The 26,444-nt window shown below is 68.2% G+C and carries 22 protein-coding genes and 4 tRNA genes; 15 read left to right on the top strand and 11 right to left on the bottom strand.

Translation table 11 applies throughout. The annotated features are described in order from the left end of the window. Positions 1-52 precede the first annotated feature (52 nt). Positions 53-1,039 (top strand): phosphogluconate dehydrogenase (NAD(+)-dependent, decarboxylating), encoded by a 987-nt coding sequence (gene gnd / locus B5Y19_RS07930; RefSeq protein WP_055727456.1) that lies wholly within the window; start codon positions 53-55, stop codon positions 1,037-1,039. A 5-nt stretch (positions 1,040-1,044) separates the two neighbouring features. Continuing rightward, positions 1,045-1,569, top strand: a complete 525-nt coding sequence (locus B5Y19_RS07925) for a gluconokinase (RefSeq protein ID WP_244555519.1) — start codon at positions 1,045-1,047, stop codon at positions 1,567-1,569. Between the two features lie 237 nt (positions 1,570-1,806). On the opposite strand, the gene B5Y19_RS07920 is transcribed toward B5Y19_RS07925, so the two are convergent. After that, positions 1,807-3,237 (bottom strand): multicopper oxidase family protein, encoded by a 1,431-nt coding sequence (locus tag B5Y19_RS07920; protein ID WP_244555518.1) that lies wholly within the window; start codon positions 3,235-3,237, stop codon positions 1,807-1,809. 180 nt (positions 3,238-3,417) lie between these two features. Between B5Y19_RS07920 and B5Y19_RS07915 the strand changes: the two genes are divergently transcribed. The 5 genes from B5Y19_RS07915 to lon all read left to right on the top strand — a co-directional run bounded on the left by B5Y19_RS07915 (position 3,418) and on the right by lon (position 10,387). Continuing rightward, positions 3,418-3,502: transfer RNA gene (locus B5Y19_RS07915), tRNA-Leu, on the top strand. Positions 3,503-3,638: 136 nt separating this feature from the next. Further along, positions 3,639-5,081 carry a trigger factor gene (tig, locus tag B5Y19_RS07910; RefSeq protein WP_079591302.1) on the top strand — a complete coding sequence of 481 codons (1,443 nt, stop codon included), beginning with the start codon at positions 3,639-3,641 and terminating at the stop codon, positions 5,079-5,081. A gap of 162 nt (positions 5,082-5,243) precedes the next feature. Then, positions 5,244-5,867 carry an ATP-dependent Clp protease proteolytic subunit gene (locus B5Y19_RS07905; protein WP_055727459.1) on the top strand — a complete coding sequence of 208 codons (624 nt, stop codon included), beginning with the start codon at positions 5,244-5,246 and terminating at the stop codon, positions 5,865-5,867. Positions 5,868-6,140: 273 nt separating this feature from the next. Next, positions 6,141-7,409, top strand: coding sequence for an ATP-dependent Clp protease ATP-binding subunit ClpX (gene clpX, locus B5Y19_RS07900; protein ID WP_055727460.1), 1,269 nt, complete (start codon positions 6,141-6,143; stop codon positions 7,407-7,409). Positions 7,410-7,960: 551 nt separating this feature from the next. Further along, positions 7,961-10,387 carry an endopeptidase La gene (lon, locus tag B5Y19_RS07895; RefSeq protein ID WP_055727461.1) on the top strand — a complete coding sequence of 809 codons (2,427 nt, stop codon included), beginning with the start codon at positions 7,961-7,963 and terminating at the stop codon, positions 10,385-10,387. Between the two features lie 95 nt (positions 10,388-10,482). On the opposite strand, the gene B5Y19_RS07890 is transcribed toward lon, so the two are convergent. Beyond that, positions 10,483-10,559: transfer RNA gene (locus B5Y19_RS07890), tRNA-Asp, on the bottom strand. Between the two features lie 67 nt (positions 10,560-10,626). Continuing rightward, a tRNA-Val gene (locus tag B5Y19_RS07885) sits at positions 10,627-10,702 on the bottom strand. Between the two features lie 194 nt (positions 10,703-10,896). Between B5Y19_RS07885 and B5Y19_RS07880 the strand changes: the two genes are divergently transcribed. After that, positions 10,897-11,274: a hypothetical protein gene (locus B5Y19_RS07880; protein ID WP_139384297.1), complete on the top strand. Its 378-nt coding sequence runs from the start codon at positions 10,897-10,899 to the stop codon at positions 11,272-11,274. Positions 11,275-11,390: 116 nt separating this feature from the next. Further along, positions 11,391-11,467 (top strand) — tRNA-Asp (locus B5Y19_RS07875). 247 nt (positions 11,468-11,714) lie between these two features. Here B5Y19_RS07875 and B5Y19_RS07870 read toward each other — a convergent pair. Continuing rightward, positions 11,715-12,587 (bottom strand): MurR/RpiR family transcriptional regulator, encoded by an 873-nt coding sequence (locus tag B5Y19_RS07870; protein ID WP_055727463.1) that lies wholly within the window; start codon positions 12,585-12,587, stop codon positions 11,715-11,717. A gap of 100 nt (positions 12,588-12,687) precedes the next feature. Here B5Y19_RS07870 and B5Y19_RS07865 point away from each other — a divergent pair, with 100 nt between their 5' ends. From B5Y19_RS07865 to B5Y19_RS07840, 6 genes are all read left to right on the top strand, one after another. Further along, positions 12,688-14,298 carry an ABC transporter substrate-binding protein gene (locus B5Y19_RS07865; protein ID WP_055727464.1) on the top strand — a complete coding sequence of 537 codons (1,611 nt, stop codon included), beginning with the start codon at positions 12,688-12,690 and terminating at the stop codon, positions 14,296-14,298. 163 nt (positions 14,299-14,461) lie between these two features. Beyond that, positions 14,462-15,439, top strand: a complete 978-nt coding sequence (locus B5Y19_RS07860; protein ID WP_055727465.1) for an ABC transporter permease — start codon at positions 14,462-14,464, stop codon at positions 15,437-15,439. Continuing rightward, on the top strand, positions 15,436-16,323 hold the full coding sequence (locus B5Y19_RS07855) for an ABC transporter permease (protein ID WP_055727466.1): 888 nt from the start codon (positions 15,436-15,438) through the stop codon (positions 16,321-16,323). The genes B5Y19_RS07860 and B5Y19_RS07855 overlap by 4 nt, the downstream gene beginning before the upstream one ends. Beyond that, positions 16,320-17,312, top strand: a complete 993-nt coding sequence (locus tag B5Y19_RS07850) for an ABC transporter ATP-binding protein (protein WP_055727467.1) — start codon at positions 16,320-16,322, stop codon at positions 17,310-17,312. Before B5Y19_RS07855 ends, B5Y19_RS07850 begins: the two co-directional genes overlap by 4 nt. Further along, the gene (locus B5Y19_RS07845; protein ID WP_055727468.1) at positions 17,309-18,316 is read left to right on the top strand and encodes an ABC transporter ATP-binding protein; all 1,008 of its coding nucleotides are present in this window, start codon (positions 17,309-17,311) and stop codon (positions 18,314-18,316) included. Before B5Y19_RS07850 ends, B5Y19_RS07845 begins: the two co-directional genes overlap by 4 nt. Continuing rightward, positions 18,313-19,191 (top strand): alpha/beta hydrolase, encoded by an 879-nt coding sequence (locus tag B5Y19_RS07840; protein WP_055727469.1) that lies wholly within the window; start codon positions 18,313-18,315, stop codon positions 19,189-19,191. Before B5Y19_RS07845 ends, B5Y19_RS07840 begins: the two co-directional genes overlap by 4 nt. 26 nt (positions 19,192-19,217) lie before the next feature. On the opposite strand, the gene B5Y19_RS07835 is transcribed toward B5Y19_RS07840, so the two are convergent. From B5Y19_RS07835 to B5Y19_RS07805, 7 genes are all read right to left on the bottom strand, one after another. Then, positions 19,218-19,820, bottom strand: a complete 603-nt coding sequence (locus B5Y19_RS07835; protein ID WP_055727470.1) for an alkylhydroperoxidase domain protein — start codon at positions 19,818-19,820, stop codon at positions 19,218-19,220. Between the two features lie 18 nt (positions 19,821-19,838). Then, entirely contained in the window at positions 19,839-20,438 is a 600-nt protein-coding gene (locus tag B5Y19_RS07830) for a CMD domain protein (RefSeq protein ID WP_055727471.1), read from the bottom strand. 9 nt (positions 20,439-20,447) lie between these two features. Then, positions 20,448-21,488, bottom strand: a complete 1,041-nt coding sequence (locus tag B5Y19_RS07825; RefSeq protein ID WP_055727472.1) for a putative FMN-dependent luciferase-like monooxygenase — start codon at positions 21,486-21,488, stop codon at positions 20,448-20,450. A gap of 106 nt (positions 21,489-21,594) precedes the next feature. Beyond that, positions 21,595-22,329 carry an ABC transporter ATP-binding protein gene (locus tag B5Y19_RS07820; protein ID WP_055727473.1) on the bottom strand — a complete coding sequence of 245 codons (735 nt, stop codon included), beginning with the start codon at positions 22,327-22,329 and terminating at the stop codon, positions 21,595-21,597. Between the two features lie 7 nt (positions 22,330-22,336). Next, entirely contained in the window at positions 22,337-23,245 is a 909-nt protein-coding gene (locus B5Y19_RS07815) for an ABC transporter ATP-binding protein (protein ID WP_244555517.1), read from the bottom strand. A 10-nt stretch (positions 23,246-23,255) separates the two neighbouring features. Beyond that, entirely contained in the window at positions 23,256-25,079 is a 1,824-nt protein-coding gene (locus B5Y19_RS07810) for an ABC transporter permease (protein WP_055727475.1), read from the bottom strand. A 149-nt stretch (positions 25,080-25,228) separates the two neighbouring features. Next, on the bottom strand, positions 25,229-26,389 hold the full coding sequence (locus B5Y19_RS07805; protein ID WP_055727476.1) for an ABC transporter substrate-binding protein: 1,161 nt from the start codon (positions 26,387-26,389) through the stop codon (positions 25,229-25,231). Between the last annotated feature and the right edge of the window lie 55 nt (positions 26,390-26,444).

The raw sequence follows: 26,444 nt of genomic DNA, 5'->3' as shown, positions 1-26,444 counted from the left end.
CCGCCTCCATGCTTGAAGCAGCGACAAAAGCGGTCTTCGCGGAGTGTCGGACATGCAGCTTGGAGTGATCGGCCTCGGCCGGATGGGCGGCAACATCGTGCGTCGGCTGATGCGCGCCGGCCATGAATGCGTGGTCTATGACCGCGATCCGAAGCCGGGCCAGGCGCTCGCCGCCGACGGTGCGCTCCTGGCGGCCGATCTCAGGGACATGGTCGCCAAGCTGAAGGCGCCGCGCGCGATCTGGGTGATGCTGCCGGCCGGCAAGATCACCGAGGCGACGCTCGCCGAGCTCGCCGGCCTCGTCGAGGCGGGCGACACGCTGATCGACGGCGGCAACGCCTTCTGGAAGGACGATGTCCGCCGTGGCAAGGAGCTCGCCGCCAAGGGCATCCACTACATGGATATCGGCACCTCCGGCGGCGTCCACGGGCTGGAGCGCGGCTATTGCCTGATGATCGGCGGCGACAAGGAAGCCTTCGACCGGCTGGAGTCGATCTTCAGGGCGCTGGCGCCGGGCAAGGGCGAGATCGAGCCGACGAAGCACCGCGAGGGTCGCAACCCGACGAGCGAGCAAGGCTACCTGCATTGCGGCCCGACCGGTTCCGGCCATTTCGTCAAGATGATCCATAACGGCATCGAATACGGCATGATGCAGGCCTTCGCCGAGGGCTTCGACCTGCTGCGCAACGCCTCCGCCAAGGAGGGCCTGCCGGCCGAATACGGCTTCGATTTCGACGTGGCCGAGATTGCCGAGGTCTGGCGCCGTGGCTCGGTCGTCACCTCCTGGCTGCTCGACCTGACGGCCGAGGCTCTGGCCGCCGACGAGGAGCTGTCCTCCTATACCGGCAACGTCTCGGATTCGGGCGAGGGCCGCTGGACGGTCGACGCCGCCGTCGAGACCGCGACCCCGGCCGAAGTGCTGACCTCGGCGCTGTTCGCCCGCTTCCGTTCGCGCGTCGACCACACCTTCGGCGAGAAGATCCTTTCCGCCATGCGCGCCGGCTTCGGCGGCCATGTCGAGCCGAAGAAGCAGGGCTGAGCCGCGTGAGTGCAGAGCATAAGGGCGGACGCCCGTCCGTCATCGTCGTCATGGGCGTCGCCAGCTCCGGCAAGACCTCGCTGGGCGAGCGGCTGGCCGCGCGCCTCGGCTGGCCCTTCCGCGACGCCGATTCCTTCCACCCGCCCGAGAACGTCGCCAAGATGGCGGGCGGCACGCCGCTGACCGACGAGGATCGCAAGCCCTGGCTCGCCGCGATCGCCGCCTGGATCGACGAGCTGCGCGCCAAGGGCGAGCACGGCATCGTCACCTGCTCGGCGCTGAAGCGCGCCTATCGGCAGGTGATCGTCGGTGACCGGCCCGATGTGACGCTGGTCTATCTCAAGGGTTCGCGCGAATTGATCGGTCGCCGCATGGCTGCCCGCCAGCACCACTTCATGCCGCCGGCCCTGCTCGACAGCCAGTTCGCCACGCTGGAGGAGCCGGGCGCCGACGAGCGGCCGGTGGTCGTCTCGGTGGAGGACAGCAAGGACGCGATCGTGCAGGACGTGGTCGAGCGGCTGGGGCTGTAGCTCCTTACGATTGTTGCCTCGCCGCGCCATTCCGGGGTTGCGCACAGCGAAGAGCGGGAGGCCACGAGCACGACCTCTCCGTCATGGTCGGGCTTGTCCCGACCATCCCCGTCTTCGCTGATCGAAGGTCGTGTTCAAGACGTGGATGCTCGCCACAAGGGCGAGCATGACGCGAACTGGATAGCCGTCGTGTTTATGGGCCGGTTCGGACCTCCGGTCCGCCCCGGGGGCGCAGTGTCACGTCACCTCGAACCAGCTCCACAGCCCGAGGTCGAAGCGCTCCAGCACGGTGGAGGAGATCAGCCAGCGGCCTGGATTGTCGGCGATGAAGGCGATGTGCAGCTTCTTGCGCTCCGGGATCTGCACGGTGTCGAGGAAATAGTTCTCCCAGCCGTCGTCGAGCGGATGCAGCAGCCGGAAGCTGTGGCCGTGGACATGGAAGGGCTGGACGAAGGCCGTGCGGTTGTCGATCGCCATGACGATCGGCGTGCCGCGCTTGACGCTGAACAGCGGCTTGCTTTCGAGGCTGCCGACGCCTCCGTTGATGCGCCACGGCTTCGCCAGATCGACGCCCGAGAAGTCGAGCTTCTGGTCGTCGCCCAGCGTCGCGCCGCCCTCGACGACGATCTCCGGGCGCAGCGCATCCTGCATCCGCACGCCGAGCGGCAGGGCCGGGTTGAGCTTCAGGGCGGGCATGGCGGCGCGCGGCACCTGCGGCTCGCCTGCGGTCACGATCCGCACCAGAGGCAGGCCGCCGCCGATCAGGGCGGTGACGTTCACCGCGGCGCCGTCCTCCACCGGCAGGTCGAGGACGACGTCGTAGCGTGTGCCGGGAGCGAAAGGCAGCTGCGACCGGACCGGGGCGAAGCTCTCCGTCGGCTGGCTGTCGACGGCGATGACGGTCGGCTGGCCGCCATCGAAGCGCAGCCGCATGATCCGGGCATTGCAGGCATTGGCGAGCCGCAGCCGGACGCGTGCGCCGGGGCGGGCCGTGATCGGCGCCGGTGGCGAGCGGCGGTTCACCGTGACCCAGCTCCCGAGGCGGCCGACGGATGCGCCGGCCTGGCCTTGCAGGACGAAGGGCTGGATAGACTGGTCGTCGCCCAGCAGCCAATCCGACACCAGCACGGGCAGGTCGAGATCGACGCCCAGCGGCTCCTTCTCCTCGACGACGATGAGGCCGCCGAGACCCCGTCCGCAGGGTTCGGAGGAGGCGCCGAGCACGAGTGGCCGGTAGAGCAGGGTGCCGCTGTCCGGCGGCGTCAACCGGATCTCGCCGGTCTCGCCGGGGGCGATGGGCGGCTGGGTGAAGCCGCCGACGCCGTCGCGCACCGCTTCGCCGCGCAGTCCGTAGCAATGCAGCCCGAGCGGCGCCGTGGTCCGGTTCTCCAGCTTCAGGCTCAGCGTCTCGCCTTGCTTGATTCGCAGGGAAGGTGCCGGGTTGGCGCCGTCGAAGGCCCAGATCTCGGTATCCGGCGCCGGCGCCGGCCGCAGCCGCGTCCTGGTTGGGGCGGCCGTCAGCGGACCGGGCTGCGCTTTCGGCATCTCGGCCGGCGTCTGCGCGAGCGAGCCGGCGGACGACAGCACAGCCGCGCCGCCGATCCCGGCCAGCAGATGGCGGCGGGAGAGGAGGGCCGGTCGGGTGGAGCGCAGCATCGTCATGCCCATCGCATAATCCGGCAGGCGGGCGCTGGCGAGAGGCAGGTCCGGCCCGCCCGGGAAAAGCGGCGGGCGCGCCTTCTTTGCAGAACCGTCATTTTTTTGCTGCAACCGCCAGCCGAAATGCGTATAGCGCTGCGGCTTGACGATGGCCGCGCTGCGTTTGCTCGCGCGCAGCGCTATCGGCCGGCGGGCGTGGCGGAACTGGTAGACGCACTGGATTTAGGTTCCAGCGGCGAAAGTCGTGGGGGTTCGATTCCCTCCGCCCGCACCATCGGTCTACGATCATCGCGCGCCCGTCAGGGCGAAAAACGATGATCGATGTGAAGAGTTTTTCGCGAGCGCGGCGGCGGTCGATCCGGCGTCGCGCTTTGGACATTGAGACGTAACGAGCTGTTGGCGGTACAAAAATGAACGTGACCGAAACCCTGTCCCAGGGCCTCAAGCGCGAATTCCAGGTGGTGCTGAACGCCGCCGACCTGAAGACCAGGCTCGACGACAGCCTCCAGGACCTTCAGGGCAAGGCCAAGATCAACGGCTTCCGCCCGGGCAAGGTGCCGGTCGCCCATCTGCGCCGCCTCTATGGCCGCTCGGTCATGTCCGACGTCCTGCAGAACGCCGTCAACGAGGCGAACCAGAAGATCGTCGCCGACAACAACCTGAAGCTCGCCTTTGAGCCGCAGATCCGCTTCCCCGAGAACAAGGAAGAGATCGAGGCCGCGATGGAGGCCAAGGGCGATCTCGCCTTCACCGTCGCGCTCGAGGTGCTCCCGAAGATCGAGCTCGCCGACCTGTCGGACGTCTCGCTCGTGAAGCCCGTCGCCGAGGTTCCGGACGCCGATGTCGATGCCGCGCTGCTGCGCATGGCCGCCGGCAACCGCAGCTACGCCACCAAGGGCGAGAAGGCCAAGGCCGAGAAGGGCGACCGCCTGATCATCTCCTTCGTCGGCACGCTCGACGGTGAGAAGTTCGACGGCGGCACGGGCGAGGGCATCCCGCTCGATCTCGGCGCCGGCCAGTTCATCCCGGGCTTCGAGGAGCAGCTCGAGGGCGCCAAGACCGGCGAGAAGCGCACCGTCAAGGTGACCTTCCCCGAGAACTACGCGGCCGAGAACCTCGCCGGCAAGCCGGCCGAGTTCGAGGTCACCGTGACCGACGTTCAGGCCCCCGAAGCCGTCAAGATCGACGACGAACTCGCCAAGGCCTTCGGCATGGAGTCGCTCGACAAGCTCAAGGAAGCGGTGAGCGAGCAGATCGGCCGTGACTTCGCCGCCCAGTCGCGTCGCAAGCTCAAGAAGGGCCTGCTCGACGCGCTCGACGGCAAGTACAGCTTCGAGCTGCCGCCGACCCTGGTCGAGCAGGAGTTCTCCAGCGTCTGGAACCAGGTCGAGGCCGACATGAAGGCCGCCAACAAGACCTTCGCCGACGAGGACACCACCGAGGACGCCGCCCGCGCCGACTACCGCAAGATCGCCGAGCGCCGCGTGCGCCTGGGCCTCGTGCTGGCGGAGATCGGCGAGCAGGCCAAGGTCCAGATCTCGGATGACGAGGTCACCCAGGCCCTGATCGAGCGCGCTCGCCAGTTCCCGGGCCAGGAGAAGCAGGTCTGGGAGTTCTATCGCAAGAACCCGCAGGCTCTCGCCGAGATCCGCGCCCCGATCTTCGAGGAGAAGGTCGTCGACCACCTCCTCGGTCAGGTGAAGGTCGAGGACCAGACGGTTTCGCGTGAGGCGCTCTACGCCGACGAGGATGCCGAGGAGACCACCGAGGCCAAGCCGAAGAAGGCCGCCGCCAAGAAGACCAAGAAGGCCGAGGCCAAGGCCGACGAAAAGGCTGACGACGCCTCTGCCTGAGGTCGTCTTGCAGCTCTGACGCCGCATTCGCGCCGCCGGCCTTCGCGACCGGCGGCGCTTCCCTTTTCAGGCGCGACTGCCGTGCTTATGTGGTTGTCTTCCGAGACGGCCGTCGATTCGAACAAACCGCCGTTATCCGGCGCCTGCACCCGAGGACTGACCATGCTTCGCGATCCGATCGAGACCTACAACAATCTCGTCCCGATGGTGGTCGAGCAGTCGAGCCGCGGCGAGCGGGCCTTCGACATCTATTCGCGCCTGCTGCGCGAGCGCATCATCTTCCTGACCGGGCCGGTCGAGGACGTCTCGGCCTCTCTGGTCGTGGCCCAGCTGCTGTTCCTCGAGGCCGAGAACCCGAAGAAGGAAATCTCCTTCTACATCAACTCGCCCGGCGGCGTGGTCACCTCCGGCCTGTCGATCTACGACACGATGCAGTTCATCCGCTGCCCGGTGACGACGCTCTGCGTCGGCCAGGCGGCCTCGATGGGCTCGCTGCTGCTGACCGCCGGCGCCAAGGACATGCGCTTCGCGCTGCCGAATGCGCGCATCATGGTCCACCAGCCCTCCGGCGGCTATCAGGGCCAGGTCACCGACATCCTGATCCACGCCAAGGAAGTCGAGAGCCTGAAGAAGCGGCTCAACGAGATCTATGTGAAGCACACCGGGCGTCCCTACGAGGACATCCACAACGCCCTGGAGCGCGATAATTTCATGACCGCCGATCAGGCCAAGGAGTTCGGCCTGATCGATCAGGTCATCGAAAAGCGCCCCGAAGACGCCGCCTGAGGGCTGCGACGCGTGGTCTCGAAGCTGTGGGTTGGCGTGCCGACCCGCAGGGACCATATTGAACGAGGATCGGCCCCGTGTTTGCATGGGGTCGGGGGTGAGCGGACGGGCGCTCCATCATGATCCGGTTTGGATCGACCCTGCGTATCCGGATGTATCGGAACGGGTCGTTAACCCAATCATCGTGATCTGAGCGCTTATTGATGACGGAGAGACGACGGTTGCATCCGCCTCGGCTGGTGTGGTCCCGGTCTCCGGAACTGGAGATGGACAATGGCTAACAAGCCCGGCGGCGACTCGAAGAGCACGCTGTACTGCTCTTTCTGCGGCAAGAGCCAACACGAGGTCCGCAAGCTCATCGCGGGCCCGACCGTGTTCATCTGCGATGAATGCGTCGAGCTCTGCATGGACATCATCCGCGAGGAATCGAAATCCGCGCTGGTGAAGTCGAAGGACGGCGTGCCGACTCCCAAGGAGATCCGCAAGGTTCTCGACGACTACGTCATCGGCCAGGAGCACGCCAAGAAGGTGCTCTCCGTGGCGGTCCACAACCACTACAAGCGCCTCAGCCACGCGACGAAGCACAACGACGTCGAGCTGGCGAAGTCGAACATCCTGCTGATCGGGCCGACCGGCTCGGGCAAGACGCTGCTCGCGCAGACGCTCGCCCGCATCCTCGACGTGCCCTTCACCATGGCGGATGCGACGACGCTGACCGAGGCGGGCTATGTCGGCGAGGATGTCGAGAACATCATCCTCAAGCTGCTCCAGGCCTCCGACTACAATGTCGAGCGGGCGCAGCGCGGCATCGTCTATATCGACGAGATCGACAAGATCAGCCGCAAGTCGGACAACCCGTCGATAACCCGCGACGTCTCGGGCGAGGGCGTGCAGCAGGCGCTGCTGAAGATCATGGAAGGCACCGTCGCCTCCGTGCCGCCGCAGGGCGGGCGCAAGCATCCGCAGCAGGAGTTCCTGCAGGTCGACACGACCAACATCCTGTTCATCTGCGGCGGCGCCTTCGCCGGCCTCGACAAGATCATCTCGAGCCGCGGCAAGGGCACCTCGATCGGCTTCGGCGCCAAGGTTCAGGCGCCTGACGATCGCCGCACCGGCGCGATCTTCCGCGAGGTCGAGCCCGAGGATCTGCTGAAGTTCGGCCTGATCCCCGAATTCGTCGGCCGCCTGCCGGTGCTGGCGACGCTCGAGGACCTCGACGAGGCGGCGCTGAAGACGATCTTGACCGAGCCGAAGAACGCGCTGGTCAAGCAGTATCAGCGCCTCTTCGAGATGGAGGACACCCAGCTGACCTTCACCGACGAGGCCGTCAGCCTGATCGCCCGCAAGGCGATCGAGCGGAAGACCGGCGCGCGCGGGCTGCGCTCGATCATGGAGGGCATCCTGCTCGAGACCATGTACGAGCTGCCCGGCCTTGAAGGCGTCGAGCAGGTCGTGATCGGCCCCGAGGCGGTGGAGAGCAAGGCACGCCCGCTCTTCATCTATGCGGAGCGCGAGGACGAGACGAAGTCGGCTTCGGCCTGACCTCTTCCCCGGTTGCGACAACAGGACGCGCGCCATTGGCGCGCGTTTTGCGTTGTGATGGGGCAAGGCCCGCCCGCGGTCCCGTATCGCGGCGGGGCGGTTCGAAACTGAAACACTCACGCGTTTCCGATCGGGCCATGAACGTCATGCGAGCACCCGGGTGCTGCCGTCGGCAGAGCTGTGTGGAAGCTCCTGTGAAGCAACCCGCAGAGCTTGGGCGGATCTGTTCAGTCCGGCAGCCTGTGGATCTCTTCCCGGAGTCGCTTCTCGCCATGACGTTTCAGGTCGTCCGCTAGGAAAACGCTCTGAATTCGACGCCGGGTGGAGACGATTTTTCCGGCTTTCCGCCAACGCAAGGCAGCGGTGCATGAACCGGATGCCTCGCTTGAAAGCCGGCGAGGAAGTCTCCACCTTAGGTGCACTTGCGAGAGTCGCATGCCTATCGAGGGTGCGGCGCGCAGGGGCGGAGGGCGAATGGTCGCCCGGCCGCATACGTCCGATCGCTCCGCCCATTTTGGGGGTCCGCCGGGCGCAACTGCAAAGGAACTGCCATGACTGGCTCGACGCCCCGCGCTCCCTTCGTCCCAGGCGAGACCGGCACCTATCCGGTTCTGCCTTTGCGCGACATCGTCGTTTTTCCCCATATGATCGTCCCGCTCTTCGTCGGCCGCGAGAAGTCCATCCGCGCGCTCGAGGAAGTGGTGAAGACGGACGGGCTCATCCTGCTGGCGACCCAGAAGAACGCTGGCGACGATGACCCGCAGCCCAACGAGATCTACGAGATCGGCACGCTCGCCCGCGTGCTGCAGCTGCTCAAGCTGCCCGACTCCACCGTCAAGGTGCTGGTCGAGGGCGTCGGCCGTGCCAAGGCGTCGTCCTACTCCGCCGCCGAGGCCTTCTACGAGGCCGAGGCTACCGGCCTTGCCGAGGAGGAAGGCAAGAAGGTCGAGGTCGAGGCGCTGGCCCGTTCGGTCGTCAGCGAGTTCGAGAGCTATGTGAAGCTCAACAAGAAGATCTCGGGCGAGATCGTCGCTGCGGTCTCGCAGATCGACGAGCCGGCCAAGCTCGCCGATACGGTCGCCTCGCATCTCGCGGTGAAGATCGCGGATCGGCAGGGCGTGCTCGAGATCGCCAATGTCGCCCATCGTCTGGAGAAGGTGCTTTCGCTCATGGAGAGCGAGATGTCCGTGCTCCAGGTCGAGAAGCGCATCCGCTCGCGCGTCAAGCGCCAGATGGAGAAGACCCAGCGCGAGTACTACCTGAACGAGCAGATGAAGGCGATCCAGAAGGAGCTGGGCGACGGCGAGGAAGGCCGTGACGAGCTGGCCGAGCTGGAAGAGCGCATCGCCCGTACCAAGCTCACCAAGGAAGCGCGCGACAAGGCGACGGCGGAGCTGAAGAAGCTGCGCCAGATGTCGCCGATGTCGGCCGAGGCGACCGTGGTGCGCAATTATCTCGACTGGATGCTCGGCATTCCGTGGGGCAAGCGCTCGAAGATCAAGAAGGACCTCAACGCCGCCCAGGCGGTGCTGGACGACGATCACTTCGGCCTCGACAAGGTCAAGGATCGCATCGTCGAGTATCTCGCTGTGCAGCAGCGCGCCAACAAGCTCGCCGGCCCGATCCTGTGCCTCGTCGGCCCTCCCGGCGTCGGCAAGACCTCGCTCGGCAAGTCGATCGCCAAGGCGACGGGGCGCGAGTTCGTCCGCATGTCGCTCGGCGGCGTGCGTGACGAGGCCGAGATCCGCGGTCACCGCCGCACCTATATCGGCTCGATGCCCGGCAAGATCATCCAGTCGATGAAGAAGGCCAAGACCTCGAACCCGCTCATCCTGCTCGACGAGATCGACAAGATGGGTCAGGACTTCCGTGGCGATCCCTCGGCGGCCCTGCTCGAGGTGCTCGATCCCGAGCAGAACTCGACCTTTAACGACCATTACCTCGAGGTCGACTACGACCTGTCGAACGTGATGTTCGTGACGACGGCGAACACGCTGAACATCCCCCCGGCCCTGCTGGACCGGATGGAGGTGATCCGCATCGCCGGCTACACGGAGGAAGAGAAGACCGAGATCTCGCGCAAGCACCTGATCCCGAGTGCGATCAAGAAGCACGGGCTCAGTGGCAAGGAGTGGTCGGTCACCGACGAGGCTCTGCAGACGCTGGTGCGGCGCTACACCCGCGAGGCCGGCGTCCGCAATCTCGAGCGCGAGATCTCCAACACGGTCCGCAAGGGCGTGAAGGACATCGTGCTCGGCAAGAAGGCGAAGGTCGTCGTCGACGAGACGGTGCTCGAGGATTATCTCGGCCCGCCGCGCTATCGCTACGGCATGGCGGAGACGGAGGATCAGGTCGGTGTCGTCACCGGTCTGGCCTGGACCGAGGTCGGCGGCGAACTGCTGACGATCGAGGGCGTCATGGTGCCCGGCAAGGGCCGCATGACCGTCACCGGCAACCTGCGCGACGTGATGAAGGAATCGATCTCGGCGGCGGCGTCCTATGTCCGCTCGCGGGCCGTCGATTTCGGCATCGAGCCGCCGCTCTTCGACCGGCGTGACATCCACGTCCACGTGCCCGAGGGGGCGACCCCGAAGGACGGGCCGTCGGCCGGCATCGCGATGGCGACGGCGATCGTCTCCATCCTGACCGGCATCCCGACCAATCGCGACGTCGCCATGACCGGCGAGGTCACGCTGCGGGGCAGGGTGCTGCCGATCGGCGGGTTGAAGGAGAAGCTGCTGGCGGCGCTCCGGGGTGGCATCAAGAAGGTGCTGATCCCCGAGGAGAACGCCAAGGACCTGATCGACCTGCCGAAGTCGGTCCGTGACGGGCTGGAGATCGTTCCGGTCGCGCGCATGGAGCAGGTGCTCCAGCACGCGCTGACCCGCCAGCCGGTCCCGATCGTCTGGGAAGAGGACCTGAAGGCCGTGCCCGCTCCGAGCGCGGACGATGAGGCGGCGGGCGTCGTCGCCCACTGATCCCCGGCTCCACCGAATGAGAACCGCCGGCGCGCAAGCGCCGGCGGTTTTCTTTTGTCCGCAGACTGGATGGATCACCGGTGGGGCCTGGAAACTGGCGCGGGCGACGGGGCTCGAACCCGCGACCTCCGGCGTGACAGGCCGGCACTCTGACCGACTGAGCTACGCCCGCGTTTGGCTGCGACGCGCGGTCGGCAGCAGAGTCTGGACCATGGCCAAGCCAGGATGTCCGAAAAGGCTGGTGGGCGGTGACGGGCTCGAACCGCCGACATCCTCGGTGTAAACGAGGCGCTCTACCAACTGAGCTAACCGCCCTCGGGGCTCGCGTTTAAGGCTTCGGGCGCTGCACCGCAAGCGCCCGCGCGCTGCCGCTGTGAATTGCCCATCGGCGGAATTCCGCCACTTTCATCGTCAGGCTGGCGGCCGTGAAAGCGTCATCCTCGATCAGCCGCGGCCTTGGCCGGTGTCTCCTTCTCGCCGGGCTCGGCGCCGCGCCGGGGGCGCAGCCCGTGCTCGCGCAGTCATTGTTGCCGGACGCCTTCTTCCGGGACCGCCCGGCCTTCTCCCAGCCGGAGCAGCCGGCGAAGCCCGCGAGCTGCGCGGACGTCGCAAGGCAGCTGCCCGAGTCGGTGCCGGCCGATTCGCGAGTCGACATGGCGATCACCGGCCCGATCAGCCTGATCCAGACGGATGGTGCGCTCTGGTATGTCGCGGTCTGCGCCGAGCCGGGCGTGCGTGTGCTGTGCGTGACCTACAGCGCCAACGACCTCAAACTGGGCGATCAGGCCGTGCTGCGGGGCGGTTACAGCCGCCAGGGACGGCTGCATGTCATGCTCGATCCCTGCCTTGCCTCGCCGGCAAAAGAGGAGGGCGGACCCGAGCCGTGAGCGCCGTCGAAAGGATTTTTCCCCAGACGAGATTTTGCCGGCATCCCGCGCTTGACACTTCAGGCCGGGGGCAATACTCACCACGTCGCTGACGGCGAATGCCTCAGCCGCCCAGCGCGGGCGTAGCTCAGTTGGTTAGAGTGCCGGCCTGTCACGCCGGAGGTCGCGGGTTCGAGCCCCGTCGCCCGCGCCATATAAATCAAGGGTTTACACGAGCCGTGGCCTGGTTGAGGCGGTTCGCGTAAGCCCTTTTTCGTTACGGGCTGCCGTGTCCGTCCTCCCCCCATTGCGATCGAGGCCAGCCGGGTTTGCGAGGCCGCATGCGCGCTTCGCCGTCCCGCGCGGGTATGGTCGTGTGCGGGGCCTGGAGGCGCCTGAGCGGATGAGAGTCGCGCTCGCCGCTGAGCGCTGTCGCCGGAGTCTCCGTCCTGGCTGCGGCCTCAGTGCTGGAAGGTCCAGAGCAGGCTGCGGCTGAGATCCTTCAGAGCCTCGACGGCATCCGGTCGCTCACGCGCGATCGCCGTGATCAGGGCGTCCGCCAGGGCGAAGACGGCGGTCGGCGAATTGGGCAGGAGCGGGCTGCGCGCCGGCGCGAACAGCGCGAAATCGGCGATCGGGGCCAGCGGGGAGGTCGGTCCGTCCGTCAGCGCCACCACGGTCGCGCCCTTCTCCCGGCTGTGCGAGGCGAGCTGCACGGTCGTGCGCGAATAGCGCGGCACCGAGATCGCGATCGTCAGGTCGCCCGGCCCGGCGGCGTTGAGGTGCCGGAAGGCCCGCTCCGGCCCGCCCCGCGCCGTGGCGAAGACGACGTCGGCCTCGCAATAGAGGGCCAGGCCGTCCTCGATGAAGCTGGCGACGTGGTGGCTCGCTCCCGAGGCGATGATGAAGATCCGGCGGGCCCCGAGGATGGCGGCGACGAGCCCGGCGATGCTGGCCGGGTCGAGGGCGGCCATCGCCTCCTCGATATTGGCGCGCTGCATCTTGAGCGCCGCGATGAAGGTGCCGCTGGCGGATTCGGTCATCGCCCGCGCATCGGCAAAGTCGTCGACGGGCTGCATGGCGAGCCTCAGCGCGTCCGAGAGCGCGACCCGGAACTCGCCATAGGAGGCATAGCCGAGCGCTCGCACGAAGCGTGTCACCGTCGCGTTCGAAGCGCCGCTGCGTTCCGCCAGCACCTCGATCGAGGCGGTGGCGCTCTCCAGCGGGAAGCCCAGGACATGGTCCGCGATCCGGCGGTGGCCGTTGCTCAGCGAGGGGTAGATGCGGGCGATCCGATTGGCGAGATCGGTGGTCGGCTTCAGGGCGTGGATCATCGCTTGACCACCGATTGACGAACTAAAATTTTCATGATGATTACGGGATGAAAAAATACCTGTCAAAATCGCCGGATCGGCAAGGGAACGGAGAAATCTTATGCGCACCACTCTTCTGACCACGCTGATGGCCAGCGTGTGCTTCCTGGCGGGCCCCGCCGCGGCCCAGACGCTGCGGATCGCGCTCGCTTCCGAGCCGACGGCGGTCGATCCGCACTACCATGACCTCTCGCCGAACAATGCCCTTGCAGCCCATCTCTTCGACGGGCTGACGTCGCAGGACGAGCAGCAGAAGGTCAAGCCCGGTCTCGCCACCTCCTGGGAGAACGACGGCAAGAACAAGTGGACGTTCAAGCTGCGCCAGGGCGTGACCTTCACAAACGGCAAGCCCTTCACCGCCGACGACGTGATCTTCACCTTCTGCCGCACGCTGAAGAACGAGACCAAGATCACCGGCTCCTTCGCCGACGTCACCGGCAACTTCGCCGCGGTGACGGCGCCCGACGCCCATACCATCGTGATCGAGACCAAGCAGCCGGAACCGTTGCTGCCGACGCTGGTCGGCACGGTCGGCATCATCAGCTCCGGGCTCGCCAAGCATGACAAGCTGTCCTTCGACGTCGAGAAGAATTGCGGCGTGACCGGCGAATGGCCGACGCTGTCGACCTTCAATGACGGCAGCTCCGCCATCGGCACCGGCCCCTACAAGCTGAAGAGCTATGTGCGCGGTTCCGCCATCGAGCTGGAGCGCAACGACAGCTATTGGGGCGGCAAGGAGCCCTGGGCCAGCGTGCGCTTCGTGCCCGTCACCAATGCAGGCCCGCGCCTCGCCGGCCTGCTCGCCGGCGACTATGACGTGATCGAGAACCCGGCTGCCCGCGACCTCGGCCGGATCGCCAACGACAAGCGCTTCGCCAGCGTGATCACGCCGTCGACCCGCGTGATCTACTTCCAGCTCGACGTCGCCCGCGCGCCGAGCCCCTTCGTCAAGGCCGAGAACGACAAGAACCCGCTGCAGGATGTCCGCGTTCGCCGCGCCATGTCGATGGCCATCGACCGCGACGCCATCGTCAAGCGTCTGATGGACGGCGCCGCGCAGCCGGCCTTCCAGTTCCTGCCGACGGGCATGTTCGGCACGCTGCCCAACCCGCCGGCGATCAAGTACGACCCCGCCGGGGCCAAGAAGCTCCTCGCCGAGGCGGGCTATCCGAACGGCTTCCAGGTCACGCTCTCCTCGACCAATGACCGCTACATCAATGACGGCCAGATCACCCAGGCGGTCGCGCAGTACCTGACCCAGGTCGGCATCAAGGCCGATGTCGACGCGATGACGCGCGCCATCTACTTCCCGCGCCGCGCCAAGAAGGAGTTCTCGGTCGCGATCGGCGGCTGGGGCTCGGGCACCGGTGAGGCCTCGTCCTTCCTGCGCCAGTGGGCGGCGACGCCCGACGAGGCCAAGACCATCGGCGGCTCGAACTATGGCGGCTGGCAGGATGCCGAGTTCGACAAGCTGATCCGCGAGGCGATCCAGACCCTCGACGATGCCAAGCGCGACCAGCTGCTGCAGAAGGCCGGCGCGCGCGTGCTGGAAGGGGCTGCGTTCATCCCGCTGCACTTCGAAAGCACGATCTGGGCTTCGAAGGCCGAGTACAAGGTCACCGGCCGCGCCGATCAGTTCACGCTCGCCATGTCGGTCAAGCCGGCGAAGTGAGGCACCTTCGCGCTCCCGGGCCGGGTCTCGCCCTGGCCCGGGGCGTTTCCGGCGGAGGTTCGCGCGGGCCAGCGAATGGCCAGGTCCGCGCCAGCCAGGCCACCGCCGGCGCGTTCCGGAGCCCGGGCTTCGGGGCGACACCCCATCACGGAAGACAAGTGCCATGACCGCCTTTGTCCTGCAGCGGCTGATCCAGAGCGTCTTCGTGCTGCTCGCGGTTTCGGTCGTGGTGTTCTTCGCCGTCTACGGCATCGGCGACCCGATCGAGCTCCTCGTTCCGCCGCAGGTCAGCGATGCCGAGCGGCAGGCGCTGATCCAGCGCCTGGGTCTCGACCTGCCGGTCTGGCAGCAATATTTCACCTTCATGGCCAATGCGCTCAAGGGCGACCTCGGCCGCTCCTTCGTTCATGGCGTGCCGGCCATCGAGCTCATCCTGGCGCGGCTCCCGGCGACGGTCGAGCTCGTCCTGCTGGCGATGGCGCTCGCGATCCTCGTCGGCGTGCCGCTCGGCCTCTATGCCGGGCTCGATCCTGACAGCCGCCCGTCGCGGCTGATCATGGCCGGCACGGTGCTCGGCTTCTCCCTGCCGAATTTCTGGAAGGGGATGATGCTGATCCTGCTCTTCTCCGTGGTGCTCGGGTTGCTGCCGACGGCGGGGCGGGGCGAGACGGTGAGCGTGCTCGGCGTGCAGACGAGCCTGCTGACCGCCAACGGGCTGAAGCATCTCATCCTCCCGGCGCTCAACCTCTCGATCCCGAACATGGCGCTGCTGACGCGGCTCGTTGCCGCCGGCACGAGCGAGGCGATGGGGCAGGACTATGTCCGCTATGCCCGCGCCAAGGGCGTGCGCCCCCGCCGCATCGTCGGCCGCCATGTGCTGCGCAACATCCTGATCCCGGTCGTCACGGTTGTCGGCATCGAGTTCGGCAGCCTCGTCGCCTTCTCGACCATCACCGAGACGGTCTTCGCCTGGCCCGGCATGGGCAAACTCCTGATCGACTCGATCTACCAGCTCGACCGGCCGGTGGTCGTCGCCTACGTCATGCTGGCGACGCTGCTCTTCGTCTCGGTCAATTTCCTCGTCGACGTGCTCTACGCCGCGCTCGATCCGCGCGTGAAGCTTGCGGGAGACAGCGCATGAGCATCGCCCCCGAAGCCATGACGCCACTGCGCGAGAAGGTGCTGCGGCGGATCCGCAGCAGGCCCACCCTGCGCGGCGCCGCGATCCTGCTCGGCATCCTCGTCGCGCTCGCGCTGCTGGCGCCGGTGATCGCGCCGCAGAACCCGCATGACCTCGCCTCGCTCAGCGTCATGGACAATCGCCTGCCGCCGGGCGCCACCGCCATGAACGGGATGACCTATTGGCTCGGTACCGACGCCCAGGGGCGCGACATGCTGTCGGCGATCTTCTACGGCCTGCGCACCAGCCTGATGGTCGGGCTCTCGGCGACGCTCGGCGCGCTCGTCATCGGCGTCGCCGCGGGGCTGATGGCGGCTCAGTTCGGCGGGGCGATCGACGCCGCGATCATGCGCGTCGTCGACTTCATGCTCGGCTTCCCCTCGATCCTGGTCGCGCTCGTCCTGCTCGCCTCGATCGGCCGCGGCGTCGACAAGGTCATCCTCGCGATCGTGATGGTCCAATGGGCGCAGTACGCCCGGCTGATGCGGGCCTCGGCGCTGGTCGAGCGGCGTAAGGAATATATCGAGGCCGCGGTCAATTTCGGCCTGCCGACCCGGCACATCATGCTGGCGCATCTGCTGCCGAACGCCATCGGCTCCGTGCTCGTCGTCGCCTCGATCAGCATCGCCGGCGCGATCACGCTGGAGGCGACCTTGTCCTTCCTCGGCGTCGGCGTGCCGGTGACGCAGCCCTCGCTCGGCCTGCTGATCGCGAACGGCTTCGAGTTCCTGCTCTCCGGCGAATACTGGATCGCCGTCTTCCCCGGTATCGCGTTGGTATTGCTGATCATGTCGCTCAATCTCGTCGGGGACAGGCTGCGCCGCAGCCTGAACGTGCGCTCGTGAACGCCGACGCGCAGACCCTGCTCGAGGTGCGCGGCCTGCGCACCGTCTTCCATGCGCTCGACGGCGCCTGGCCCGCGGTCGACGGCGTCGATCTTTCGGTGTCGCGTGGCGAGGTGCTCGGCCTCGTCGGGGAATCCGGTTCCGGCAAATCGGTGACGGGCTTCTCGCTGGTCCAGCTGATCGACCCGCCCGGCGAGATCATCCAGGGCAGCGTCGCCTTCAAGGGCGAGGATCTGCGGGCGGCGACGCCCGAGCGCCTGCGCGCCTTGCGGGGGGACCGCATCGCGATGATCTTCCAGGATCCGCTGATGACGCTGAACCCGGTGCTCAGCGTCGGCGAGCAGATGGCGGAGGCGATCCTCGAGCACCGCGCCATGCCGCGCGCCGAGGCCCTGAAGCTGGCGGCGCAGGCGCTGGCGCGGGTCGGCATCCCGTCGCCCGAGGCCCGGCTGAAGCAGTTCCCGCACGAGTTTTCCGGCGGCATGCGCCAGCGTGTCGCCATCGCGACGGCGTTGCTCAACGAGCCGGACCTGATCATCGCCGACGAGCCGACGACGGCGCTCGACGTCACGATCCAGAGCCAGATCCTCTACGAGGTGCAGAAGCTCGCGCGCGAGACCGGCACGGCGGTGATCTGGATCACGCATGATCTCGCGGTGGTCGCCGAGCTCGCCGACCGGATCGCGGTGATGTATGCCGGCCGCATCGTCGAGACCGGCCCGGTCGATCTTGTCCTCGACGCGCCGCGCCATCCCTATACCCAGGGCCTGCTCGGCTCCTCGGCGACGCTGGTCGCGCCTGGTGGCCGGCTGAACCAGATCGAGGGCATGGCGCCGCGCATCGATTCGCGCCCGAGCGGCTGCCCGTTCCGGCCGCGCTGCCCCCGCTCGCTGCCCGTCTGTGCGGAGATCGATCCGCCGCCGACGTTCGACGGCGCCCGCCAGTTCCGCTGCCACAACCCGGCGCAGCCGATGGTGACGACCCCATGAGCGCGCCTCTTTTCGAACTGCGCGGTATCCGCAAGCACTTCAAGGGCAAGGCCAACATCGCGCAGCGGCTGCTGGCGGCGATCGGGCAGGGCGAACCGCCGCGGACGCTGAAGGCGGTCGACGGCGTCGATCTCGCGGTGATGAAGGGCGAGGTGCTCGGGCTCGTCGGCGAATCCGGCTGCGGCAAGTCCACGCTCGCGCGGATCGCCACCGGCATCCTGAAGCCGAGCGAGGGCGAGGCGGTCTATGACGGCCGGCCGGTCTCGACGCTGAAGGGCCGGGAGCGGCTGGATTTCCTGCTGAAGGTCCAGATGATCTTCCAGGACCCGCATGCCTCCCTGAATCCCCGGATGAAGGTGAGCCGCATCGTCGGCGAGGCGCTCGCGGTCCACCGGCTGGTGCCGCCCCGCGAGATCGATGCCGCGGTCGACCAGGTGCTCGGCGAGGTCGGGCTCGATCTCGCCTATCGCGACCGCTTCCCGCATCAGTTCTCCGGCGGCCAGCGCCAGCGCATCGGCATCGCCCGCGCGCTCGCGGTCAAGCCCGACTTTCTCGTCTGCGACGAGCCGGTCTCGGCGCTCGACGTCTCGATCCAGGCGCAGGTGATCAATCTGTTCATGGACATCCGTGAGCGGCGCGGGCTGACCTATCTCTTCGTCAGCCACGATCTCGGGCTGGTGCGCCACATCAGCGACCGCGTCGCGATCATGTATCTCGGCCGCATCGTCGAGATCGGGCCGGCGCAGGACGTCTTCGCCGAGCCGGCGCATCCGTATAGCGCCGCGCTGATCAAGGCGATTCCCTCGGCTCAGCGTCGCAAGCGCAGCTTCGAGCCCGTCTCCGGCGAGATGCCGTCGCCGCTCGCGCCGCCGCCCGGCTGCCCGTTCCACCCGCGCTGCCCGCAGGCCATGCCGGTCTGCCGGCAGGTCAGGCCCGAACTCGTCGAGATCGCGCCCGGCCGCAGCGCCGCCTGCCACCTGCACAGCATCCAGGACGCCGCATGACCACCACCACGACGCTGACGCTCCCCCGCGGCCGCGGGAGCGTGCCCTTCATCGATGCGCAGCATCCCGAGCGCCCGCTCGAGATCAATTTCTACCGCCCCGAGCGGCACGAGCCCGACGACGAGGTCGTCTTCGTCCAGCACGGCATGATGCGCAACGGCGACGACTATCGCGATTTCTGGATCGACGCGGCCGAAAAGCACAACCTGCTGATCGTCGCGCCGACCTTCGGCACCACGCATTTCGAGGGCGCGCACGGCTACAACAACGGGCTCGTGCTTGACGCCGATGGCGCCGTCGCGCCGCCGGAGGCCTGGCTCTATGCCGTGCCGGAGCGGGTGCTCGCCGCGCTCAGGGCCGGCGGCGTCACGCGGCGCACGCAGGTCAAGATCTATGGCCATTCGGCCGGCGGCCAGTTCCTTCACCGCCTGCTCGCCACGCAGGAGGCCGGCTCCTACGAGGCGGCCATGGCCGGAAATCCCGGCTGGTACACGCTGCCGACGCTGGAGCGGCCCTTTCCCGAGGGGCTCGGCAATCTCGGCCTCGACGAGCGCGCGATCGCGCGCTGGCTCGCCTATCCGATGACGATCCTGGCCGGCGACCAGGACATCGCGACCGAGGATCCGAACCTGCCCTCGAATCCCGAGGCGCTGGCGCAGGGGCCACATCGCTTCGGCCGGGCGCATTTCATGTACGAGTTCGCGAAGGGTGAGGCGGCCAGGCGCGGTCTGCCCTGCAACTGGCAGCTCACCGTCGTGCCGGGCATCGGCCATGACGGGGCCGCGATGTCGCGCGCCGCCGCCGCGCTCTGGTTCGAGAACCGGCTGCCCGGGCCGGAGGAACTCGGGAAGGCGAGTGGCGCGCCGCAGTGGTAGGCGCGCCCGCCGTACAGCGGTGAATCTCAGGCCTGCGTTTCCGGCTCGCCCAGCGAGAGCATCAGCCGGTTCGCCCAGTTGAAGAACGAGGCGGCGTGGATCAGGTCGGCGATCGCGAGATCGTCGAGGCCGAGATCGCGCAGCTTGCGGACATGCTCGGGGCCGAAGGCGATCGGCGTCGCGGTCAGCGCGACGGAGGCCTCGATCACCGCGTTCCACAGCGGGTCGATATCGACGCCGGTGCCCTCGTCGAGCAGGCGCTGGACGTCGTCCCTGCGCTTCGAGAAGGTGCTGGCGAAGCGGGCATGCACCGAGGCGCAGTAGATGCAGCCATTGCTGCGCGAGACGGCGGCCGCGGCGAGTTCCCGCTCCGCGCGCGGCAGGCCGGCGCGGCTGTTGTAGAAGATGTCCTTGTCGGCCAGCGTGCGGGCGCGAAGGATGTCCGGGTCATGCGCGAGCAGCCGGAAATACGCGCTCTTGGCGCGCGCGATATCGACCAGCCCTTCCTTCTGCCGCTCGGTCAGTGCCGCCTCGGGAACCGGATCGATCCAGGCTTCCCAGCCGAGCTCGGCCTGGGTGAAGGCGTTCGGCGCGGTCGCGGCCGGGCGCTCGAGAGTGATATCGCTCATCGTCGTGCTCCGTCGGGTTCAGGCGGCGAGGACGCGCAGGCCATGCGCGGCGCGGATCTGGAAGGCGAGATAGGCGACGAGCTGCGAGAGCGTGACGATCGCCGCCGTGCTCCAGCCGGCCGTCTGCAAGGCGGCGAGATCGGCAGCTGCCGCATCGCGCGGATGCAGGACGAGTCGATGCGCATGCGCCAGCGCGGCTGAGAGCCGCTCGCCCAGCGCGGCGCGGTCGGCACCTTCCACGGCGAAGACCGGCCCGGCCACGTCCTCCCGCGAGAGCGGCCCGGGCGGATAGGCGCCGTAGGGGCCGCTCCCGGCGGCCTGCCTGGCCTGGTTGCGGATCGCCGCGGCGAGCGCTGCGCCATCGGGGTGCGCTTCCAGCAGGTCGAGGTAATGCGCGGCGACGGGAACGCCGCCATGCAGCAGCGCGACGAAGCTCGCGACCGCCAGCCGCTCGCTCGGCGTCACGCCGGTCTCGTCGGGAGCCTCGAACAGGGCGGCATAGCTCGCCTGCACGTTGTCGCGCGTCTGCGGGCGCTCGCGCCGCAGCGCATCAAGGGCCGAGCCGGGAACGACGCCGGCGAGGCGATCGAGGATGTCGGTGGTGTCTTGCACGCTCATAGGGGGACCTCATGCGTTGGCGGCGGCGAGCCGGACGGGCGGCGCGGCGGGTTTGTCCTTCCAGCCGAGCGCCGGGGCGACGATCGCGGCGGTGAGCTCGATCGAGCGCAGGACGAGCGGCGCCGGCGGATCGACCGAATGCACCTGGAAGACCACGTCGGTGGCCCGCGGCAGTACCGAATCCTCGGCGAGTGAGGCGATGACGTCCTCGGGCGCGCCGACATGGGTGTCGAGCGTCCGGATCAGCCCGGAAAGGCTACGGTCCTCGATGCGGTGGCCGCTGGCGATGAAGCGCTCGAGCACATGGTTGAGGCCGCGCTCGGCCTGACCCAGCGCTTCCGCGCGGCTGTCGGCGACGAAGAGCGAGCGCGAGGCCATGATGCGCGGGGCGACGCCGGCCGGCAGGTTGGCGAGATAGGCGTCGATGATCGGATGCTGGATCTCGGGCAGCGTCGCATCCGGCTTGTCGGCGCTGCGTGGCTGGGTGCGCGAGAGCATCAGCCCGGCGCCGGCCCGGCCGATGCGCTCCGCGCCTGCGGCCGAGAAGGTCGCGTGCCAGGTGCGCTGCGGCAACGTGCCGGCCTCTGGATAGAGCCGGTTCTGCTCATGGCCGAGCCCCGCGCCGCTCCAGGCTTCGTGGAGCTTGTCGAGGTTGCGCGCGAAGATCTCCGTGCGCTGCTCCTTGTCGAGGCCGAAGGCGAGGAAGGTCTCCGGCGTCGCGCCGGTGCCGAGCCCGACTTCGAGGCGGCCGCCTGAGAGCAGGTCGACGACGACCGTGTCCTCGGCGGTGCGGACCGGATCCTCCATCGGCAGGATGATGATGCCGGTGCCGAGCCGGATGCGGCTGGTCCGGGCCGCGACATAGGCCAGGAAGGGCAGGGGCGAGGGCAGCCCGCCCTCGTCGCGATGGAAATGATGCTGGGCGACCCAGGCGCTGTCGAAGCCGTGGCGCTCGGCATGGACGATCTGCTCGGCCGCGAGGCGGTAGCGCTCCGCCGCCGGGGCGTCGTCGAGCAGGCGGGTGAAGAAGCCGAGGCGTTTCGCGCTCATGGCGTGACCTTTCAGGCGTCGGCGACCGCGCGTTGCGGCGCAAGCTGCGGGTGCGAGGGAGGGGCGGCGGCGATGCCGGCGTGGTCGATCTTCAGATTCTGCCGGGTCATGCCGCCTCCGCGCCGCCGAGATAGGCATCCCTGATCCGCGCATCGGTCAGGAGGTCGGCGGCCCTGCCCTCGAGAACGATGCGGCCGGTCTGCAGGACATAGCCGCGATGGGCGATCTGGAGCGCCAGGCTCGCATTCTGCTCGACCATGAAGATGGCGACGCCTTGGCCGTTGATCTGGCGGATCAGCTCCAGCACGCGGTCGACCCAGAGCGGCGAGAGCCCCATGGTCGGCTCGTCCATGATGATCACGCGCGGCCGGCCCATCAGGGCTCGCGCCATCGCGACCATCTGCTGCTCGCCGCCCGAGAGCGTCCCGGCCTGCTGGTCCAACCGCTGGGCGACGCGCGGGAACAGGCCGAGCACGCGGTCGAGATCGGCCGTGATGCCGGCCTTGTCGTTGCGCACGAAGGCGCCCATCAGCAGGTTCTCGCGCACGCTCATCGCGCCGAAGAGCCGCCGCGCCTCCGGCACGGTGCCGACGCCGAGCCGCACGATCTCCGGCGTCTTCAGCTTCAGCGTCGAGATGCCGCCGACCAGCACGTCGCCGGCGGCAGGCTTCACCAGGCCGAGGATGATCTTCATCGTCGTCGACTTGCCGCTGGCGTTGCCGCCGAGCAGGCTGACGATCTCGCCTTGCCCGACATGGAGGGAAAGCCCGAAATGCGCCTGCACGGGGCCGTAGAAGGTGTCGATGTCCTTCAGGGCGAGGATCGGCTGCGTTTCGCTCATCTCGGCCTCACGCGGACAGGGGAAGGGGCTGCTCGGCCGACGGCGCGTCGTCGCCCGCCCTGGCCGCGCTCCCGACCGCGCCATGGCCGAGATAGGCTTCGATCACGGCCGGGTCGTTGCGCACGGCGAGCGGCAGGCCCTCGGCGATCTTCCGGCCGTCGTCGAGAACGACGACGCGGTCCGAGAGCCGCATCACCATGTCGAGCTTGTGCTCGATCAGCAGGATGGTCTGGCCGCGCGCCTTCAGCGCGGCGATGATCTCCAGCATCTCGGCGGTCTCGGTCTGGTTCATGCCGGCGGTGGGCTCGTCGAGCAGCAGGAGCTTCGGGCGGGCCGCCAGCGCGCGGGCGATCTCGACGCGGCGGCGATTGGCGTAGGAGAGGCTGTAGGCCGGCTGGTCGATGCGGGGTAGCAGCCGCTCGCCGAAGATCGCCAGGATCTCGCGGACCTCCTCGCGCAGCGCCGCCTCCTCCGCCTTGACCGAAGGCGGCCGGATCAGCGCGAGCGCCAGCTCCGCCAGCGGGCCGACGACCGGCCAGGCCGGGCGCACGGCCGTAAGCCGGCGATGCGCGCCGACCAGGACATTGTCCGCCACGCTCAGATTGGCGAAGACGCGCCCGTGCTGGAAGGTGCGGACGAGGCCGGCGACGGCCACGGCCTCGGGCGGCCGGCCGGTGATGTCGGCGCCGTCGAAGCAGATCGAGCCTTCGTCCGGGCGGTCGAGGCCGCTGATCAGGTTGAAGGCCGTCGTCTTGCCGGCGCCGTTGGGGCCGATGACGCTGACGAGCTCGCCGGCGGCGATCGAGAGATCGATGCCGGCCACGGCGGTGAGGCCGCCGAAGCGGCGCACCAGCCCACGCGCTTCGAGCAGCGGATGGGGCGCGGCAGCGGCCGGCAGCGGGAAGGGAGCGGTCACGGGCATCTCCTCAGACGGTTCCGAGTAGGCCCTGCGGCCGGAAGCGCACGAGCAGCAGCAGCGCGATGCCGTAGAGCAGGATGCGGTACTCGGCGGCGACGCGGAACACCTCGGGCAGCCCGATCAGAGCGAGCGAGCCGAGGATCGCGCCGCCGACATTGCCCATGCCGCCGAGGATCGCGATGGTCAGCGCCAGCACCGAGATCTGCGTGTTGAAGGTCTCGTGGTTGATGTAGGAATACATATGGGCGGTGAAGGCGCCGCTGAGGCCGGCGAAGAAGCCGCCGAAGGCGAAGGCCAGCCCCTTGTAGCGGTTGAGCCCGATGCCGAAGGAACGCGCCGCCACATCGTCGTCGCGCACCGCCCTGAGCGTGCGGCCGAGATGCGAGCCGAGCAGGCGCAGCTGCAGCAGCGCCAGCGCCGCCATCAGCGCCAGGGCGAACCAGTAGATCGCGTTGGTGTCGTAGAGCTCGTAGCCGAAGAGCGAGAGCGGCGGGATGCCGGCGACGCCGATCGGCCCGCGCGTCACGCTCTCCCAGTTCAGGATGACCAGGGCGACGATCTCGCCGATGCCGAGCGTCGCGATCGAGACATAGTGGCCGCGCAGGCGGAAGGCCGGCGAGACCAGCAGCGTGCCCAGCGCCGCGGCGACGAGGCCGCCGCAGAACAGGGTCAGCCAGACCGGCCAGCCCAGGTTGAGCGCCAGCAGCGCCGAGGTGTAACCGCCGATGGCGAGCAGGGCGGCATGGCCGAGCGAGACCTGCCCGCTGGTGCCGGCGACGAGCGTCAGGCTCAGGCCCAGCAGCGCATAGAGCCAGACATTGGTCAGGGTCTGGATCAGGTAGCCGCTGTCGACCAGCAGGGGCAGGGCGATGGCCAAAGCGGCGGCCGCCGCGACCAGCGGGACGGGCAGGCGCACCGGCCGGCTCGGCGCGACGAAGGTGCCGGTCATCGGCTCGGGCGGCAGCTGTCGGCGGCTGGCGAAGAGCCCGTTCGGCCTGAGCACGAGGATGACGATCAGCAGGATGAAGGCGAAGAGGTTGCGATAGCTCGTGCCGAGCAGGGCGACGCCGTAGCTCTCGATGATGCCGAGCAGCAGCGAACCGACGATCGCGCCGGGCACGTTGCCGACGCCGCCGACCACCTCGGCGACGATGCCCTTCAGCGTCGCCTCGAAGCCCATGGTCGGCGTGATGACGTTGTAATACATGCCGACCAGTACGCCGCCGACGCCACCGAGCCCCGAGGCGACGGCGAAGACGATGCTGTTGACCTTGTCGACATCGACGCCCATCGCGCGGGCCGCATCGCGGTCGAGCGCGGTGGCGCGGACGGCCCAGCCCCATTTCGTCAGCTTGAGGAAGGCGAAGAGCGCGCTGGCGGCGGTGATGCCGATGCCGCCGATCAGCAGGTCGAGCACGCCGATCGAGCCGCCGCCGATGGCGACGCGCCAGTTCGGCAGCTGCATCGGCACCGCTCGGGGATCGGGACTGAACAGGATCTGCACCGTCTGGTCGAGGACGAAGCTCAGGCCGATCGTGGCGAGCAGCGGCGCGATCCGCGGGGCGCCCGCCAAGGGCCGGATGCCGAAGCGCTCGACCACGACGCCGAGCACGGCGGTCAGGGCGACCACGATGACCAGCGTCAGGGGGAAGGGGGTATGCAGCACGGAAACCGCCACCCAGCCGACATAGGCTCCGACGACATAGACGGAGCCATGGGCGAAGTTGATCAGCCGGCTCACGCCGAAGATCAGCGCCAGCCCCACCGCCAGCAGGGCGTAGATGTTGCCGATGATCAGGCCGTTGATGGTGTGGTCGAACCAGGAGGTCATGAAACGATCGCTTGAAGCATTGGACCGAAAGGACGGTCATCGCGAGGAGGCGCAGCCGACGAAGCAGTCCGGGCGCGGCCGGACTGGACCGCTCAGGCCGTTCCCCCTGGATTGCTTCGCTTCGCGCGCAATGACGGCGTCGAAGCGGGTCAGTTCGTCGCCTTGCCGCCGCCCCAGAGCGTGAAGCTGCCGCCCTTGACGACGAGCTCGGCGTTGCGCGCTCCGGCGACGCGCCGCGTCTTCGTGTCGAAGCTCGCCTTGCCATAGACGACGCTCGGCACGTCCTTCACCCGGGCGAGCGTGTCGCGGACGGTCCTGCGGTCGAGCTCCGGCGCCTCGCGCAGCACCTGCCCGAACAGGACCATGGTGTCGTAGGCATAGGCGTTGAAGGCGTCCGGCTCCTTGCCGTACTTCGCCTTGAAGCTGGTCACGAAGGTCTGCACCTCCGGGCGCGGATCGGCCGGGAAGAAGCGGGCGGCGGTGAACACGCCCTCCGCCGCCTCGCCGCCGAGCTCGACGAATTTGGGCGAGTAGATCGAGCTCGAAGCCGCCACCGGCACGGCAAGCCCGGTCTGGCGCGCCGCCCGCACGATCAGCGCGGCGTCGGCATAGTAGGAGACGAGGAACAGGCTGTCGGGATTGGCGTCGCGCACCCGCACCAGCGTCGAGCGGAAGTCCTTCTCCTCCGGCAGATAGCCTTCCGTCGCCACGATCTCGGCGCCGAGATTCTTCGCGGCGGCGACGAAATGGTCCTTGCTGGTGCGCCCCCAATCCGTGTTGAGGTGGAGCACGGCGATGCGCTTGAAGCCCAGCCGCTTGACGGCGAAGGCGGCGTTGAGCGGCTGCTCGTCAGCCTGGCTGACCGAGTTGCTCCAGATGAAATCGCCCGTCTTGGTGAAGTCGGGATGGGAGTTGGTCAGGCCGAACTGGACCAGGCCGGCACGCTGGTAGATCGGGGAGGCGGCCATCGAGGCCGGGCTGGCGAAATCGCCGAGCTCGGCGACGATGCGCTTGTCCGCCACGAATTTTTGGGCCACCGCGACGGTCTGCTTCGGGTCGCTCTGGGTGTCCTCGAAGAGGTAGCGCAGCGGCCGGCCCTTGATGCCGCCCGAGCCGTTGATCTGGTCCAGCGCCAGGTCGAAGCCCTGCTTCCATTGAGCGCCGTATTGCGCGTTGGGGCCGGTCAGCGGGCCGCTGACGCCGAGATAGACCGGCTCGCCCGCCGGTTCGGAGGCTTGGGCGAAGCCGCCGGCGGTCGAAATGGCGATGGTCGCGGTACCGGTCTGCAGGAAGAGACGACGGCTGATCATGTTCTGCTCCGCTAGGGCGTCCGGGGGGGCATGCGCCCTGTCGAGGCGCCTCCCC

This window comes from Allobosea thiooxidans (genome assembly GCF_900168195.1).
Taxonomy (GTDB): Bacteria; Pseudomonadota; Alphaproteobacteria; order Rhizobiales; family Beijerinckiaceae; genus Allobosea; species Allobosea thiooxidans.
Note: the sequence above shows the minus strand (reverse complement) of the source record. Positions and strands in the feature narration are given on the sequence as shown.

Coding starts and splice junctions, on each gene's coding strand:
- B5Y19_RS07830 (WP_055727471.1), bottom strand. CDS start 20,438: ATGAGCGTGCAAGACACCACCGACATCCTCGATCGCCTCGCCGGCGTC.
- B5Y19_RS07860 (WP_055727465.1), top strand. CDS start 14,462: ATGACCGCCTTTGTCCTGCAGCGGCTGATCCAGAGCGTCTTCGTGCTG.
- gnd (WP_055727456.1), top strand. CDS start 53: ATGCAGCTTGGAGTGATCGGCCTCGGCCGGATGGGCGGCAACATCGTG.
- B5Y19_RS07825 (WP_055727472.1), bottom strand. CDS start 21,488: ATGAGCGCGAAACGCCTCGGCTTCTTCACCCGCCTGCTCGACGACGCC.
- B5Y19_RS07805 (WP_055727476.1), bottom strand. CDS start 26,389: ATGATCAGCCGTCGTCTCTTCCTGCAGACCGGTACCGCGACCATCGCC.
- B5Y19_RS07835 (WP_055727470.1), bottom strand. CDS start 19,820: ATGAGCGATATCACTCTCGAGCGCCCGGCCGCGACCGCGCCGAACGCC.
- lon (WP_055727461.1), top strand. CDS start 7,961: ATGACTGGCTCGACGCCCCGCGCTCCCTTCGTCCCAGGCGAGACCGGC.
- B5Y19_RS07810 (WP_055727475.1), bottom strand. CDS start 25,079: ATGACCTCCTGGTTCGACCACACCATCAACGGCCTGATCATCGGCAAC.
- B5Y19_RS07840 (WP_055727469.1), top strand. CDS start 18,313: ATGACCACCACCACGACGCTGACGCTCCCCCGCGGCCGCGGGAGCGTG.
- B5Y19_RS07855 (WP_055727466.1), top strand. CDS start 15,436: ATGAGCATCGCCCCCGAAGCCATGACGCCACTGCGCGAGAAGGTGCTG.
- B5Y19_RS07920 (WP_244555518.1), bottom strand. CDS start 3,237: ATGGGCATGACGATGCTGCGCTCCACCCGACCGGCCCTCCTCTCCCGC.
- B5Y19_RS07905 (WP_055727459.1), top strand. CDS start 5,244: ATGCTTCGCGATCCGATCGAGACCTACAACAATCTCGTCCCGATGGTG.
- B5Y19_RS07820 (WP_055727473.1), bottom strand. CDS start 22,329: ATGAGCGAAACGCAGCCGATCCTCGCCCTGAAGGACATCGACACCTTC.
- clpX (WP_055727460.1), top strand. CDS start 6,141: ATGGCTAACAAGCCCGGCGGCGACTCGAAGAGCACGCTGTACTGCTCT.
- B5Y19_RS07870 (WP_055727463.1), bottom strand. CDS start 12,587: ATGATCCACGCCCTGAAGCCGACCACCGATCTCGCCAATCGGATCGCC.
- B5Y19_RS07845 (WP_055727468.1), top strand. CDS start 17,309: ATGAGCGCGCCTCTTTTCGAACTGCGCGGTATCCGCAAGCACTTCAAG.
- tig (WP_079591302.1), top strand. CDS start 3,639: ATGAACGTGACCGAAACCCTGTCCCAGGGCCTCAAGCGCGAATTCCAG.
- B5Y19_RS07865 (WP_055727464.1), top strand. CDS start 12,688: ATGCGCACCACTCTTCTGACCACGCTGATGGCCAGCGTGTGCTTCCTG.